The organism is Anaerobacillus sp. ABR4_321 (assembly GCF_056158505.1).
This window is the reverse complement of record NZ_JBSWTK010000001.1, coordinates 2,655,075-2,671,400: the sequence shown is the minus strand read 5'-3', so window position 1 is coordinate 2,671,400 and position 16,326 is coordinate 2,655,075. Positions and strand designations below refer to the sequence as shown.

The 16,326-nt window shown below is 41.2% G+C and carries 11 protein-coding genes and 1 riboswitch; of the genes, 10 read left to right on the top strand and 1 reads right to left on the bottom strand.

Annotated elements, in window-relative coordinates; all coding sequences use genetic code 11:
- Nucleotides 1–63 precede the first annotated feature (63 nt).
- Nucleotides 64–1,467 carry a Na+/H+ antiporter NhaC family protein gene (locus ACXADT_RS13835; RefSeq protein ID WP_474831643.1) on the top strand — a complete coding sequence of 468 codons (1,404 nt, stop codon included), beginning with the start codon at nucleotides 64–66 and terminating at the stop codon, nucleotides 1,465–1,467.
- Between the two features lie 83 nt (nucleotides 1,468–1,550).
- A riboswitch (SAM riboswitch) is annotated at nucleotides 1,551–1,664 on the top strand.
- Nucleotides 1,665–1,762: 98 nt separating this feature from the next.
- Nucleotides 1,763–2,410: a peptide-methionine (S)-S-oxide reductase MsrA gene (gene msrA, locus ACXADT_RS13830; protein WP_270182104.1), complete on the top strand. Its 648-nt coding sequence runs from the start codon at nucleotides 1,763–1,765 to the stop codon at nucleotides 2,408–2,410.
- A gap of 45 nt (nucleotides 2,411–2,455) precedes the next feature.
- Here msrA and ACXADT_RS13825 read toward each other — a convergent pair whose 3' ends face one another.
- Nucleotides 2,456–4,693, bottom strand: coding sequence for an alpha/beta hydrolase family protein (locus ACXADT_RS13825; RefSeq protein WP_474831641.1), 2,238 nt, complete (start codon nucleotides 4,691–4,693; stop codon nucleotides 2,456–2,458).
- A gap of 89 nt (nucleotides 4,694–4,782) precedes the next feature.
- On the opposite strand from ACXADT_RS13825, the gene ACXADT_RS13820 reads away from it, so the two are divergent.
- From ACXADT_RS13820 to carB, 8 genes are all read left to right on the top strand, one after another.
- On the top strand, nucleotides 4,783–5,004 hold the full coding sequence (locus ACXADT_RS13820; RefSeq protein WP_270182106.1) for a DUF2553 family protein: 222 nt from the start codon (nucleotides 4,783–4,785) through the stop codon (nucleotides 5,002–5,004).
- Between the two features lie 94 nt (nucleotides 5,005–5,098).
- The gene (locus tag ACXADT_RS13815) at nucleotides 5,099–7,255 is read left to right on the top strand and encodes a DNA topoisomerase III (protein ID WP_474831639.1); all 2,157 of its coding nucleotides are present in this window, start codon (nucleotides 5,099–5,101) and stop codon (nucleotides 7,253–7,255) included.
- A gap of 560 nt (nucleotides 7,256–7,815) precedes the next feature.
- The gene (gene argC, locus ACXADT_RS13810; RefSeq protein WP_474831638.1) at nucleotides 7,816–8,853 is read left to right on the top strand and encodes an N-acetyl-gamma-glutamyl-phosphate reductase; all 1,038 of its coding nucleotides are present in this window, start codon (nucleotides 7,816–7,818) and stop codon (nucleotides 8,851–8,853) included.
- A 25-nt stretch (nucleotides 8,854–8,878) separates the two neighbouring features.
- Nucleotides 8,879–10,111 carry a bifunctional glutamate N-acetyltransferase/amino-acid acetyltransferase ArgJ gene (gene argJ, locus ACXADT_RS13805; RefSeq protein ID WP_474811864.1) on the top strand — a complete coding sequence of 411 codons (1,233 nt, stop codon included), beginning with the start codon at nucleotides 8,879–8,881 and terminating at the stop codon, nucleotides 10,109–10,111.
- Complete coding sequence (gene argB / locus ACXADT_RS13800; protein ID WP_270182109.1) at nucleotides 10,074–10,916, top strand: acetylglutamate kinase; 843 nt, start codon at nucleotides 10,074–10,076, stop codon at nucleotides 10,914–10,916. Before argJ ends, argB begins: the two co-directional genes overlap by 38 nt.
- Nucleotides 10,900–12,066: an acetylornithine transaminase gene (locus tag ACXADT_RS13795; RefSeq protein ID WP_474831636.1), complete on the top strand. Its 1,167-nt coding sequence runs from the start codon at nucleotides 10,900–10,902 to the stop codon at nucleotides 12,064–12,066. Before argB ends, ACXADT_RS13795 begins: the two co-directional genes overlap by 17 nt.
- A complete protein-coding gene (locus ACXADT_RS13790) occupies nucleotides 12,063–13,142 on the top strand; it encodes a carbamoyl phosphate synthase small subunit (protein ID WP_474831635.1) in 1,080 nt (359 codons plus the stop codon). Before ACXADT_RS13795 ends, ACXADT_RS13790 begins: the two co-directional genes overlap by 4 nt.
- Complete coding sequence (carB, locus tag ACXADT_RS13785) at nucleotides 13,129–16,320, top strand: carbamoyl-phosphate synthase (glutamine-hydrolyzing) large subunit (RefSeq protein WP_474831634.1); 3,192 nt, start codon at nucleotides 13,129–13,131, stop codon at nucleotides 16,318–16,320. The genes ACXADT_RS13790 and carB overlap by 14 nt, the downstream gene beginning before the upstream one ends.
- Nucleotides 16,321–16,326 lie beyond the last annotated feature (6 nt).

Sequence of the window (16,326 nt, the reverse complement as noted above, 5' to 3'; positions counted from 1 at the left end):
ACTCCGGTTTTTAGTATAGCACCCTTTTCCGAGCACAAACTAACCGGAAAGGGGGAGTGAAAAATGGATTGGCTTTCGATCGTACCGTTCTTGGTCATGATTCTCGTAGCGATGAAGACGAAACTCGTTATACCTGGGTTAACAGCAGGGTTGCTAACAGCTTCATTCATACATAAGCCTCAACCTATAGAAGGACTCGAGCAGTTTTATCAATTTATTATGAGTGGTTTAAAAGATGAGAGCAACATTAAAATCATCATCTTTTTATACATGTTTACTGGTCTCATCGGAATGATGAAATATACTGGTGGAATAAAAGGCTTCGTTCGATTCGCTTCTGGAAAAATCACTTCGAAAAAGGGAGCGTTATTTTTAACATGGTTATCAACGCTCGGGACGTTTAGTGCTCCGAGCTTTCGCATCGTTACGGTTGCCCCGATTATGAAAGCACTCTTGAAAAAAGTGAAGATGACCCCTCAGGAACTTGGCTTTGTGATTGAAACCACAGCAACTCCAGTAATTGTTCTAATGCCGATTGCGACTGCGTTCGTTGGATATATGTCCTCTGTTGTCGACCTTTCTTTAAGAGGACAGGGTCTTGAGGGAGATGGCTACAGATTGTTTTTGCAAAGCATTCCGTACAATTTTTTCTCAATATCGATTCTTATCATCGGATTTTATTTAAGTTTCTTTCATCATACGAAGATCCCGGCTACTGATGCTGGGAATATGGAGAAAGAAATCGATGACAAATGGGAAGATTGTCATCCTGTTGTTTCAAAAGATCTTCCGGCAAAACCTATGAACCTTTTGCTGCCACTAGGAGGAGTAATTTTCCTAACGCTTTTAATCACATATTGGAGTGGGTATGAGAAAGGGTTCAAAAGCCCAGTACAGGCATTCATCGAAGCAGATGTATTAGATGCGATGGTCTTCGCTCTAATGACAACCGTTTTGTTAACGTTTCTATTTTATTTATTTCAGAGGTTCTCATTAAAAAACCTTGTCACGTTCTTTATTGAAGGCGGTAATGATATGATGTCTGTCATCGTATTACTAACGATTGTTTGGGGACTTGCTTCTTCTGCTGAAGCATTAGGATTTTCTCAGTTTGTAACGAAGAACTTAAACTGGATTCCTGCATTATTCGTGCCACCGGTGTTATTCCTGGTGGGGGCATTCATTTCATACTTCATTGGCTCTTCATGGGGGACTTGGGGAATTCTTATGCCTTTAGGAGTCTCTCTCGGTGCTACCACAGGAACTTCATTGCCACTCGTGATCGGTGCTGTGTTTGCTAGTGGAACGTTCGGTGCTTTTTCGTCACCACTTAGCGATAATACGAATACAATAGCCAAGATACTTAAGTTGAACACGATGGCTTATGCTTCCTTTAAGCTAAAACCTGCACTGATCGGTGCTAGCGTATCAGCAATCGGATATTTTTTAATTTCTTTGTTCGTTTAGCACACTAATGCAAGCTTTTCTATTGACACCTACTGTTACAACCTTTAATATTGTCATTAACTTAATAATCCTTTTCAAGGATCTTCTTATTCAGAGAGGTGGAGGGACTGGCCCTTTGATACCTCGGCAACGGATTCCTATAAATGTTATACGGGAGCACCGTGCCAATTCCTGCGGCGAAAGTCGGAAAATAAGAAGAGGCGATCGGTAAATCCAAACCCTCTTCTGTTCGGGCAGATGAGGGTTTTTTATATGCACTCCTCATCATACAAACTACTTCAAGGAGTGAAAGGAATTGCAGAAAACGTCAGACAAAAAACAAATGATAATCAACCATCTTCTAGGAAAAGGTATCTATAAGGAACAAGGCAAACAGCTTTACATGTTAACTCTGAGTGAGCTCGAGAAGGTATATACAGAGAAAGCTGTTCAAAATAGCAACAACACTTGGAGAAATGGAGTGGAAAGAATGGAAAAAGCGGTATTTGCAGCAGGATGTTTTTGGGGAGTAGAAGCACTATTTCAGCAGCTGAATGGTGTCGTGTCTACTTCAGTAGGATTTACAGGTGGAAGTACGATCGATCCTTCTTATGAAGAAGTATATAAAGAACTTACTGGTCATGCTGAAGCGGTGCTTATCGAATATAATCCAGCGATTATTACGTATGAGGAACTGCTCCAAGTTTTCTTTGATAATCATAATCCCACATCTTTGAACCGTCAGGGTGAAGATGTGGGTACTAGGTATCGTTCCGCTATTTTTTATAACTCAGATTCGCAAAAGACTTCAGCAGAACTTGCACTGAACGAGCTTACTGAAGCAAAACGTTTTAAGAAGCCAATCGTAACTCAAATTGTTCCTGCAACGAATTTTTATAAAGCAGAGGAGTACCATCAGAGCTACTTAGCAAAGCGTGGACAGTCTTCTTGTAAAATTTCATAATTTAAAAAAGAGGCTTTCCCTTTGTGGGAAGCCTCTTATATTTTATTATCGGTTAACGCCAATGTGATCTAAGAATATTTTTCCTCTTTCTGATTGATCAAATTGAAATGTTATGGAGGTAAGGGTATCTGGTTCAAACGTGTTGTTTTGTTCAATAAATGTACTCATCGGTATGTTGAACGTTTGAAGGACCGGTTCGGTAAGGGCTCCGAATCGCGCTTCTTCATAGAACTTCGTTTTTGTGTGCTGAATCGGTAGCACAGGATGCATACTCATCACATCGCTCAATTTGACACTAGCAGATTCACCGTTTTCAGATGTGGCTGTTATTGTGAAATCCACAAAAACTTCTTCTTCTACTTCAGATACATTCGCCGCTGCAAACGTTAAGGAGCTATCTTTCTTAAACGCGTAAGGATCTTCTAACGCTTTGGTAAACGAAAGCTTGTATGAACCATTCCTAGAGTAGTCGTGATTCCATTTAAGGTAAACGCCGTGATTATCTCTCACTTTATTTCTTCTATAGTCTAATTCACCTTCATACCATTGCAATAGGCCGTTTCCTTGCAATTCAATATAAGGGGTCGAAGCTGTATTGACATCAACATCCTCTTCGAATGTACTAAAAATATGATAAGAAGTATCTTCATATTTACTAATGTACGTTGTTGAAGGGAGCCAATCTAACGCATAGCGGTAATCTTCCAGCATAGGTCGGTAGGAGTTGTCGTTATTCAAGGTAGCTTCTAAAAATCCAGAAACGTATGTTTTTGCAATCTGCATCTGTTCCTCTCCGCTGATCAAAGGCTGTTTGTTCAATAAAAGAGTGAATGGAAAGTAAGTATCGTTATCACCCCAAGTTGTATTAAACTGACCATGGTTAGCTCGGTCGATGTAGAGTGCAGACTTGATCACATCTTCACTACCTGTTAACTCGATGCCATTGAATTGTCGATCTCCCTCAAATTCAGACAGGTCACTATCATATGATCCATGCAGAATTAAGTAATTTACATCGTTCAATTCAATTTTTCGATCAGCTAACGTATGATAGTCAGTCGGAGCGATCGCAATAACGCTTTGTATATTGTATTGATAGTCAAACGACTTGTAGGCGTTATTTGGATAGCGATCTAAGCGATTGAACTTCGCAGCTAAAATTGCAGCCTGACCTCCTCTTGAATGACCAGTCAATGCAATTCTTTCAAAGTCCACTTTCTTATAAAATGGCGTTCCCTCTTCTTCAGAAAGCTTCTCAATTTCTTTTAGATGTTCGAGGAGAAGCCATGCTCTTCCGTTAATATCGCCCCCTAATCCACCTGACCATGATGAATTCAAAAAATTCTCGTCTACAGAGACAGTTATGAACCCTCTACTTGCAAGCAGTTCTCCTAAATAGCTATACCCTTCATCTGAGAATTCTTCCATTTTATGATTGCCATGGACGATTAAGACGAGAGGGAATTTCCCTTTATCGTCAGGCATCCATACTCTGCCGTTTAGTGGAAGGTTCGTATCAGAAAACCCCCAAAACCATTCACGTATTGAAGACCATTCTCCAATTAGTGCTGACCCATTAACAGAGGATGTTTCAATATCGACGTTCTCTCTAAACACATCTCTGTGTTTATCAGTTCCGCTTCCATATGTAAACGTCTTAATATTGTAAGGTCCTGTTAGAGACGGATTTTCACTTACTGGTGAAAAAGATTCCTGCTGAACATCTAACCGTTCTTCAACAATTCCTGGAGTGAAAAGCCAGTAGAAGACCATTCCAGTTATTAGGGTGCCGAGCGCGAGCATAAAAATAGAAGAAGGTCTCTTAAATCCATGGACCAGTGGATAACCAAATAATCCACCGATGAGTAGGCCAGCACCAGCAAGAAAATAAGCAAGTGGAAGGATATTTTCAAAAGCTTTAAATTGATCGAGAGTATAAATGATCACTCCAACCGAAACGATTGCAGCGGATATAAAGAACACCGGTAGTTTGATGATAAACCTCATTATGAGTCTCACGATAAAGAAAGTGGCAAACGTACCTAAAACACTAAGGAGGGAGAAGATGAGTATATCGATTCCTTTACCGAGTCCAGTATGGAAATCAAAACCTATCGAAAAGATGAGGAACATCGTCATGAACAATGCACCGTAGGATGCTCCTTTCCACGTTCGACTAATAAAGGTGTTGATATGAACTTTTAATTTAGAAAGAAAAACTCCTATTTTATTTCGTTTGTTATGTACCGTGCTGCGTCTTTCGAAGTCATGCTGTTGTTCCAACGTTACCCTCCCTTTCTCGTATCATTTCTTCATTATATCAAAGACGACTTTTGTTTAAGGTCATATTTATTAGAAAAGAGGGATATGGGATGAAAAGAATTGAGGTCACAAGTTTTGTTACAGGAAAACTTAATAAAGGTAACATCGATCTTTATAGAAATAAAGTGAAAATTGGTGAACTCAATATCAAAACAGCTGTTTATCAAGTAGATGCTTCATATGTTGTTGAAGATCACCGCATCTATGTTTTAGAAAAAGAACCAGAAGACATTAAACAATTCGTGTTCGATTGTGATTTAGGCTGGTGTTAAAAATGCTGCTGGCGTTCCAGCAGTTTTTTTATGCCCACAACGATTACGTGGTAAGCTATACTGAGATAAGGAAAGATTTCATGAAGAAGAAGGGATGTTTAGATTGGAAGCAGTATGTATTATTGCGGAAAAGCCAGACCAAGGCTCAAGATTAGCCGCTCCTTATCCCTCTGAAAAAAAACAAGGATACATCTACATTAAACCTACACCTGATTTTCCGGGTGGTGCTTATGTAACGTGGGCAGTAGGACATCTCTGCGAATTAGTCCCTCCTGAAACCTATAAGTCAGAATGGAAGCAATGGTCGTTACAGACTTTACCGATGATTCCAGAGCAATTTCAATATCAAGTTACAAAAAGTAAATGGAAGCAATTCAATGTCATAAAAGACATCGTACATAGGAAAGACGTAGGATCCATTATTCATGCAGGTGATGCCGGTCGCGAAGGTGAGTTGATCGTGAGGACGATCTTGAATCAGGTTCGCAGCAAAAAACCGATGAAGCGACTATGGATATCATCTTTAACGGAAAAAGCTGTTAAAGAAGGGTTTAGAACTTTACGGAGTGAAAGTGATACACGGAACTTGTATTTCGAAGCTTATGCACGTTCTTGCGCAGACTGGGTCGTTGGAATCAACGCATCGAGGGCATACACACTTTTATTTAAACAGAAAGGAATCCAGGATGTCTTTTCAGCTGGAAGAGTTCAAACGCCAACTTTAGCTTTAGTTGTTAAGCGTGAAAAAGAGATCGCAAACTTCAAATCTGAACCGTTTTGGGAAGTTAAAGGGACATTCAATTACAATGGTCAAAAGGTAGTCGGAAAGTGGATAAAAGAAGATAAGACGAGAATCGATACTCCGGAGATGGCTAATGCGATCGCCTCTTTTTGTCTCAATAAACCATGCCGGGCCAGTGATGTAAAAAAAGAAAGGAAACAATATAAACCTCCTTATCTATTTCAGTTATCGTCACTCCAATCTGCAGCGAACAAGAAGTATAAGTTCTCACCGAAAAAAACACTCGATATCGCACAGAAACTTTACACAAAAGGGATGATATCGTACCCGCGAAGTGATTCGAGTTTTGTAACGACAGAGGAAGCTGCAGAATTTCCGTCAATTCTCTCTAAACTCCAGAAGCAAGACGCATATAAAGAGTTTTTTCCATTAGCAAAACAATCCATCATGAACGATAAGCGATATGTGAATGCCTCAAAAGTGAGTGATCACTACGCGATCATTCCAACGGAGCAGGTTCCTAAACTAGAAAAGCTATCTGGTGAGGAGTCAAAAATCTATGACCTTATCGCAAGAAGCTTACTCGCTGCACATGAAGATGTCGCAATCGTCGATTATACGACATTAACGACTTTAGTAGATGATCGTGCAGAATTTGTATCTAAGGGACAAGTGAAAGTTCAAGAAGGATGGCATAAGGTCATAAACTCAACGCAAAAAGACGAAGTTCTACCTCAAATCGACAAAGGGCAGGCTGGGATTGTATTATCTATGGATGTAGTAGAGGGCAAAACGCAGCCTCCAAAACGATTTACAGAGGGTCAGCTCATTACGATGATGAAAACAGCAGGAAAACATCTTGAAGATGAATCGTTAGAAAAAGTGCTTAAAGACACAGAAGGGCTTGGAACGGAAGCCACCCGTGCGGGCATAATAACGATGCTGAAAGATCGAAAATATATCGAAGTCGTCAAAAACCAGGTTTCAGCAACGGAAAAAGGAATATTACTCATCGACTCGATCGGGGAAGCAGTACTTGCAAGTCCAGAAATGACTGCAAAATGGGAGCAGAGGTTAAAAGAGATCGGAAGTGGACACGCTTCACCTCAAGCTTTCATGGAATCAGTTAAGAAGCTAGCTGCAAAATTAACAGAAGATGCGATTCGATCTTCAGAGTCATGGGATACAAAAGGAATTACAATCGAACCCTCGACAACTTCAAAGAAAGCTCTTGGAAAAAAGGTTGGAAGGTGTCCACTATGTGGCGCGGATGTTATTGATAAAGGGAAATTATATGGATGTAGCGGTTATTCCAAGAACAAATGCCCATTTACGTTATCAAAACGAATCCTTGGAAAACAAGTTTCACAAACAAATGCCAAGAAAATACTTAAAGATGGTAAATCGAATATAATAAAAGGGTTAAAAGGCAAGAAAGGATCTTTTGACGCTGCATTGGTATGGAATGCGGCTGATAAGAAACTAACTTTCGAGTTTGATAGAAAATAACATGAGCACGCTCCTTTTCGAGGGGGGGTGCTTCAGGCTATTGATAAATTCTATAGAGGTATGTCTAAAGGAATAGGAGTGAATTGCGAACGCCCCTTTCCAATGGACGGTGAGCAACCTCACACTCGTCTCGCTTGAATCGAGAAGTCTTCCGCACCTCGTTCTCGCAAGGTTAATTATCCAAATTAAGAAGTTAATTGAATTGATATGTTTTGTAAGAATAATCGTTCGGAAAGTATATATGGTTTGAATGTTTTTTAGTAGGAGCGAATACCTCATAACTCCCGTGGTCCAACGGGCGTTCTAGACACGCAGGGGACGGTTTTTGTCCCCTTTGATGCTCGGGCATTCGTCCATAGGAAAGCATGAGGTATTCTTGCTCCTACGTCATTGGGATCATCATACGTCAGGTTTTCTACAAATTGAAGCACGCTCCTCATCGAGGGGCGTGCTTTTTTATTGTTTATAAAATAATTTTTAAAATATCTAAAAACCTATTGTATATATATTCTTGTGTATGTATAATCATTCAATAACAAAGATTTAAGGGAGTTGAAGTAGTGAAAGCAGGTATTGTAGGTGCAAGTGGATATAGCGGACTAGAATTGATACGAATATTGCTTCAACATCCGCACATAAAAATTGATACGATCGTATCTCCATCGAATACAGAAATGAGAGTAGAAGAAGTGTTTCCACATCTTAAAGATCTTGTCATAGAGGAGTTCGATTCCCTTCAATGTGAGGAGCTTGCCAGTAAGGTAGACGTCGTCTTTTTTGCTACTCCTGCCGGTGTTAGCTCTGAGTCTATCCCAACGTTGCTCAAATTAGGTGTTCCGTGTATCGATTTATCTGGAGATTTCAGATTGAAGGGTGAAGGAACATACGAAGAGTGGTATAAACATACATCACCACCAAAAGAGGTGTTAAATAAAGCCGTGTACGGTTTGCCGGAATTCTATCGTGAAGACATTTCCACAGCAGCTTTAATTGCGAACCCAGGCTGTTATCCGACTGCGACCTTACTTGGTATTCTGCCAGTCCTAAAACGAAAGTGGGGTAACCCGGCTACGTTAATCATAGATGGCAAATCAGGGTTATCTGGTGCAGGACGAAAGATTAGCCAAACAACACATTATTCTGAAGTTAACGAGAACATATCGGCTTATAAACTAGGGAAACATCAGCACATCCCAGAGATTGAACAAATTCTGTCAGATCAAATTGAAATGGATAGTCGTGTTTCTTTCTCAACTCATCTAATCCCATTAACGAGGGGGATGATGTGCAGTATGTATATTGATTTAAGTGAATCGAAAACAACAAGTGACATCATTGAACTATATCGCTCTTACTATGACGATCATCCTTTTATCCGAATTATGCCTGAAGGAAAGTGGCCAACACCAAAAGGAGTATCTGGATCGAACTATTGCGATATTGGATTTTCAGTAGACCCTAGAACAAATCGCTTAACTGTCATTTCAGTAATCGATAACTTGATGAAAGGTGCAGCAGGGCAGGCAGTACAAAATATGAATCTACGCTTCGGATTACCTGAAAAAGCAGGCTTAGAACTTACACCTGTATTCCCATGATTCTAAATTGAAAGGATTGAAAGATGTGACGATAGCAGTTAAAGAAGAAGGGCAGTTTACTATTTTAGAAAACGGTACAGTGACTTCACCAAAAGGATATGAAGCAGGAGGGTTTCATGCAGGATTTAAGCGAAAACGTAAAGACCTAGGATGGATTACCTCGCACGTTCCAGCAGTCGCTGCAGGTGTATTCACGATGAATACCTTTCAAGCCCCTCCGCTTAAGGTTACTCAAGAAAGTCTAGTTGGTGGAACCTTACAAGGGATCGTGGTCAATTCAGGGAACGCGAACGCATTTACAGGTAAGAAAGGCTTAGAAGACGCATACGAAATGAGAAAACAGTTTGCGAACATCATGAATTTGAAGGAAACAGAAACAGCCGTTACTTCTACTGGTGTTATCGGTGAATATTTGCCGATGGATGCCATTCTTAATGGAATTAATAGAATACCAGACTATAAAAATTCAACGAATGGTAACCAGTTTGCTGAGGCGATCGTTACGACTGATAAAGTTACGAAAGAAGTAGCGGTAACATGTGAGATCGATGGAAAAGAGGTCACGATCGGAGGAGCAGCCAAAGGCTCTGGAATGATCAAACCCAATATGGCGACCATGCTGGCATTTGTTACGACAGATGCAGCTGTGGAACAGAAGGCTTTACAATCTGCTCTAAATGACATAACGAATCGAACCTATAATATGATCACAGTGGACGGCGAAACGAGTACGAACGACATGGTGCTCTTAATGGCGAACGGAAAAGCAGCTAACGTGCCGTTAAATAAAAACCATTCAGATTGGTCAACATTTGTTACCGCTCTAGAATATGTCAGCCAGCAGCTAGCAAAAATGATCGCGAAAGACGGAGAGGGAGCGACTAAGTTAGTTGAAGTTCATGTGAGTGGGGCCGAAACAAAAGAAGGCGCCACAGCGATCGCAAAATCGATCGTAGGATCTAACCTCGTCAAGACTGCAATTCATGGTGCCGATGCAAACTGGGGAAGAATCGTATGTGCGATCGGTTATAGCGGTGAAACAGTTGAGGAAGAATCACTATCCATATCGATCGGACCGATCAACGTCGTCGATCACGGAATCACAACAGCTTTCAGTGAAGAGAAAGCAAAGGAATACTTAGAAAGTGAAACGATTGAGATTCATGTCGATCTTCATAATGGGAACGAAAAAGCCGTTGCTTGGGGGTGTGACCTTTCTTATGACTACGTCAGAATCAATGCATCATACCGAACGTGAGAAAAGCTATTTTGTCATTAAATGTGGAGGCAGTGTTCTAAGTGAACTACCAGAAAGCTTTTATCATGACATCGTAAAATTAAAAGAAATCTATGGTGTTCATCCAGTCATCGTCCATGGAGGCGGTCCAGAGATCTCATTGATGCTCGAGCAAGCCTCGATCGAGACACAGTTCGTAGATGGAATGAGAGTAACTTCTGAAGAGATGGTGGATATCGTTGAAATGGTCCTAAGTGGAAAAGTAAATAAGTTACTAGTTAAAAAGATTTACCAAGCTGGAGGGAAGGCAGTAGGAATAAGCGGAGTGGACGGAGCATTGTTTCAATGTGAGATCATCGACCGAGCACTCGGTCGGGTTGGGAAAGTCAATAAGGTAGATAGGACACTGATAACCCAGCTTTCTGAAGGTGGCTATATTCCGATCGTTTCACCAATCAGTATGGACCAAGGCGGAGAAACACTAAATATCAATGGCGATGAAGCAGCATCTGCCGTAGCCAAAGCATTACGAGCCCCTATTTGCCTTGTCAGCGATATACCAGGAATTTATGAAACAGTGAACGGAGAGAACGTTGTTTATCCGTGTCTAGATGAAGAAAAAATTATGGAATTGATCGAAAGTGGCGTTATTTTCGGAGGGATGATTCCTAAAGTAAAAAGCGCATTAGCAGCGTTATCTGAGGAAGTCAGTTCTGTCATTATTTTAAATGGAAAAGAAGAGCAAGCGTTACAAAAAGCCGTCGAGAATCGCTCGATTGGCACCCGAATCGTACGGAAGGAGCTAGAGGATGTCGCATCAAACTAAAGTTACAGAAAGCCTTATGAAAACATACAATCGCCTTCCATTAACCGTAGAAAAAGGGTTCGGAAGCTACCTTTACGATACGGAGGGGAAGAAGTATCTTGATTTCACATCGGGTATTGCCTCTTGTAATCTTGGCCATCAGCCTTCATTCGTAAAGAAAGCGATAGAGGAGCAGCTTAATATGCTGTGGCATTGTTCAAATCTCTACAACATCCCAAAACAAGAAGAGCTCGCAAATCTTCTTACTCAGAATAGCTGTTTTGACGAAGCGTTCTTCTGTAATAGTGGAACAGAAGCAAATGAAGCAGCGATCAAACTTGTAAGAAAGTGGAGCGGAAAAGAAGCAATCGTGACCTTTTCAAATTCCTTTCATGGTCGAACGTTAGGATCGTTATCGGCGACTGCACAACCGAAGCTTCAGCAAGGATTCGGATCCATGCTTGAAGGGTTTCATTATCTACCATTCAATGATTATGAAAGCCTCACAATGATCGAAGAACTAAAGCCCGCCGCTGTGATGTTTGAACTCGTTCAAGGTGAAGGAGGCGTTAGACCAGCAAACAAAGATTGGATCGATCAGCTCGTTGCTACTTGTAAAAAGCATCATATCCTTCTCGTTGTGGATGAAGTCCAAACTGGTATCGGTAGGACGGGGACGCTATTTGCACATGAACAGTATGGGTTTGATCCGGACATTATCACACTTGCAAAAGGTCTAGGATCTGGATTTCCGATCGGAGCTATGTTATCAAAATCGGAAATCGCGACGGCCTTTGGCCCAGGAACTCACGGAAGCACATTTGGTGGCAATCCATTAGCAAGCGCGGCTGGGGTTGCGACAGTGATTGAAGTGATCGACCTTTTGGAAAAAGTGAAAAGCGTTTCAGAAACTCTTATGAGTGAATTACAACCATTCACGAAATACCCGGCTGTACATGAGGTAAGAGGGAAAGGGCTGCTTCTTGGAATCGAAGTAGATCATGCAGCTTCATTCATCAAGGCACTTCGAGAAAAAGGCGTACTTGTTTTACCAGCTGGGCCGAATGTAATCAGAATTTTACCTCCATTAAATGTAAGCTACGAAGAAATAAATGAATTTATATTCGTATTGAAGCAAGTATTTGAACTGCAAGGAGAGGATCACAAATGAAGAAAGGATATCTCGTTCTAGAAAACGGTGCTGTGTTCGAAGGCGAACTAACGAATGATGAAGGAGAGGCTTTTGGAGAAGTAGTTTTTAATACGAGTATGACTGGTTATCAAGAAATTGTTTCTGATCCTTCCTATGCAGGACAGATCATTGTTTTTTGCTATCCGCAGATCGGAAACTATGGATTAAATGAGCTGGATAGTGAAAGTGAGGGGCTCTACTTACACGGAGTCGTCACAGGTGAACAGTGTGATATCCCTAGTCATTACTTATCTAAGAACTCATTTTCAAATGGACTCGAGGAAAAAAAGATTCCTTCCCTTACCGGTGTTGATACGAGAGCTATAGTAAAGCTGCTTCGAGGACATGGGACGATGAAGGGGAAGATCACATCACAAGCTCCCAATGAGATCGAAGAAGATTGGACCTATGACAATGTGTTTGTCCCGTTCGTTTCCTCTAAAGAGACAAAGCATTATCCTGCTGATGGTCCTCACGTGATTTTGATGGACTATGGATATAAGAAATCGATCTTAACGTCCTTACTTGATCTAGGATGTTGTGTAACGGTTATCCCATATAACACTAGTTACGAATCCATCACTGCTCTAAAACCAGATGGCATTGTGTTAAGTAACGGACCAGGTGATCCGAAAGACTTATCAGATCAGTTCCAAATCATTAAAAAGATTAGTGAACAATACCCAACATTCGGGATCTGTCTTGGTCATCAACTTCTCGCGCTTTCACATGGTGCACAAACGAGAAAGCTTCTTTTTGGACACAGAGGTTCAAATCACCCTGTTAAGCATACAGAGACAGGGAAAGTTTATATCACTTCTCAAAACCACGGCTATGAAGTGGTGAGTGAAAGCCTTGAAAAAACCAATTTCACCGTATCGTTCACTAATATAAATGATGAAACCGTAGAAGGGTTAAAACACAACAAGCTCAGCATCCAATCGGTTCAATTCCACCCCGAAGCACATGCTGGACCTTCTGATACCGCGTTTCTGTTCAACTCATTTTTACAGCAAATTTCACAAACAGGAGAACATCACTATGCCTTTACGTAAAGAACTGAAAAAAGTCGTTATTATAGGATCTGGTCCAATCGTGATCGGTCAAGCTGCAGAATTTGATTACGCTGGCACACAGGCGTGTCTGGCACTTAAAGAAGAAGGAATCGAAGTTATTCTTATCAACAATAATCCAGCAACCATCATGACCGATTCTTCAATTGCAGATCGCGTTTATATGGAGCCAATGACACTTGAATATGTAGAAGAAGTATTGATGAAGGAACAACCCGATGGACTAATCGGAACACTAGGCGGCCAAACAGGGCTTAACCTTGCCGTTAACTTATATGAAAAAGGAATATTAGAAAAACACAATGTCGAGCTGCTTGGAACTTCAGTCGAGTCGATTCAAAATGGTGAGGATCGCGAAAGATTCAGACAGATGATGATCGACATCGGGGAGCCGGTTCCTGAATCAAAGATCGCTCTTTCAAAAGAAGACGCGTTAACGTTCGCATCGGAAATCGGTTACCCGATTATGGTGCGACCAGCCTATACACTTGGCGGTGAAGGGGGCGGTTTTGCTGCGAATGATCAGGAATTAGAAGAAATCGTGGAGAGAGGCCTATCCCTTAGCCCAATACATCAAGTGTTGATCGAGAAAAGTATGCTTGGATGGAAAGAAATCGAATATGAAGTGATGAGAGATAAAAATGATACGTGCATGATTGTCTGTAACATGGAAAACATGGATCCGGTCGGAATTCATACCGGTGATTCAATTGTCGTCGCACCTTCACAGACGCTAAACGATTATCAGTATCAAATGCTAAGAGACGTTTCGTTAAAAGTCATTCGAGCACTGGACGTGATCGGCGGTTGTAATATTCAAATCGGTTTACATCCAGAATCGAACGATTACCACATTATTGAGGTTAACCCTCGGGTGAGTCGTTCCTCAGCACTTGCATCAAAAGCAACAGGGTATCCCATCGCCCGTATGGCAGCAAAATGTGCGATCGGTTACACCTTAGATGAATTGCCAAATCCAATAACAGGGAACACGTTCGCAGCATTCGAACCCGCTCTAGATTATCTTGTCGTCAAGCTACCAAGATTTCCATTCGATAAGTTTCCTGAAGGAGATCGCGTGTTAGGTACACAAATGAAAGCAACAGGCGAAGTGATGGCAATTGATCGTAACTTTGAAGGGGCGCTCAATAAAGCGATCCGCTCACTAGAGATCGGACGTTATGCCTTAACTGGTGAACACTATCAAAACTTACAGAATGAAGAATTACTAAAGAGCTTAACAACGCCTACAGATGAAAGATTATTCCTTATTGGAGAAGCGTTCAAAAGAGGGCTGAGCATTGAAGAGGTAAGAAACCACACGTCGATCGACACATGGTTCCTCGTAAAAATTAAAAAGGTCGTCGATACAGAATTGAAATTGAAACAAACGACTGAACCGTATACAGAGCTGCTTGTTCAATCGAAGAAGCTAAATATTAGCGATGAGTTTATTGCTGAGGCGATCGGTAAAACAATCGATATCGTGCGTACTCAGTGTAAAAAAGTAGGAATCGAGCGAGGAATGAAGCAGGTGGATACTTGTGCAGGTGAGTTTGAAGCCGTCACACCGTATTTCTACTCAACGTACCTTGGAAAAGATGAAGCGGAGAATCAGCCTGATGCATCCATTCTTATTCTTGGGTCAGGTCCAATCCGAATCGGTCAAGGAGTCGAATTCGATTATTGCTCTGTGCATGCCACTCTCGCAGTAAAAAAATTCGGTTACCGCGCTGTCGTTATGAACAACAACCCAGAAACTGTGAGCACAGATTACTCTATTGCTGATCGTTTATACTTTGAACCACTTGCAATCGAAGATGTGCTAGCTGTTATTGAGAAAGAAAACATTGTGGGAGTAGCTGTTCAGTTCGGCGGTCAAACAGCAGTCAACCTTGCGGAGGAACTGCATGAAAGAGGTATTCCAGTCCTCGGTACGCCTGTTGAGAACATTAATAAAGTGGAAGACAGAGATCAGTTTTATAAGCTTTTGGATTCCTTAACCATTCCTTATGTTGAAGGGAAAATGGCATATGACCCTGAAGAAATGGAACAGTTAGCAGCTGATTTAACGTTCCCAATCATCGTTAGACCTTCCTACGTAATCGGTGGACAGAATATGTTTATTTTTAGAACGATGGATGAACTGAAGCGATATACGAAAAACCTTGGCTCAAGTTCAAAGAAAATGTGGCCGTTTCTATTAGATCGATTCGTTGAAGGCACGGAGTGTGAAGTAGACGTCATTTGTAATGGCGAAGAGATCGCGATTCCAGGTATTATGGAGCACCTTGAACGTGCCGGCGTTCACTCTGGAGATAGTACCGCTATCTATCCACCAATCTCGTTAACGTATGAACAAAAACAAGTAATCACCACCTATTCAGAAAAGCTATCGAAGGCACTTCAATGCAGTGGACTTATGAACATTCAATTTGTCATTAGCGAAGATACTATCTACGTGTTGGAAATCAATCCACGAGCTTCGAGAACGGTGCCGTTAATGAGCAAAGTGACGAATGTTCCAATCGTTGAATGGGCGATCGAAGCGCAGTTAAGCAACGGAAGTAAGCTTCCTGAACAAGGATTATTGAAAGAACAACCGTATTACACCGTTAAGTTTCCAATATTCTCAAACGGTAAGTTAAAAAACGTGGATCATGTGCTAGGGCCTGAGATGAAATCAACTGGAGAAGTGCTCTCTGTCGCTTCAACGGTTACGGAAGCACTGAGTAAGGCGATTATCCCTACAGTTAAATCTAGCCTTCCAAAAGCAGTTCTATGTTCAATCAATAACGAAACGAAAGACGCCGCTCTTCTGCTACTTGATGAGCTCACAAAAAAAGGCGTCACATTATATGCAACTCCTGGTACACATAACTTTCTAGTGAGCGAAGGCGTTCAGTCTATAGAAGTTGAGAAGAATCTAACAGCGATTGAACAACTGATCAGCAAGGAGGTTGAAGCAATTATTTCGATTCCAACTATCGGTCGTGAGAAAAATCGCTTAGGTTTCCAAATCAGAGCGTTAGGTACACGTTACAAGATTCCATGCTTCACACACTTAGACACGCTTCAATTGATTACGTTAGGCGAACAACAGAAAACAAGCGTTACATCTATTCAAGAATGGCACGATCTTAAGCAAGTTACACAATAGGAAGGA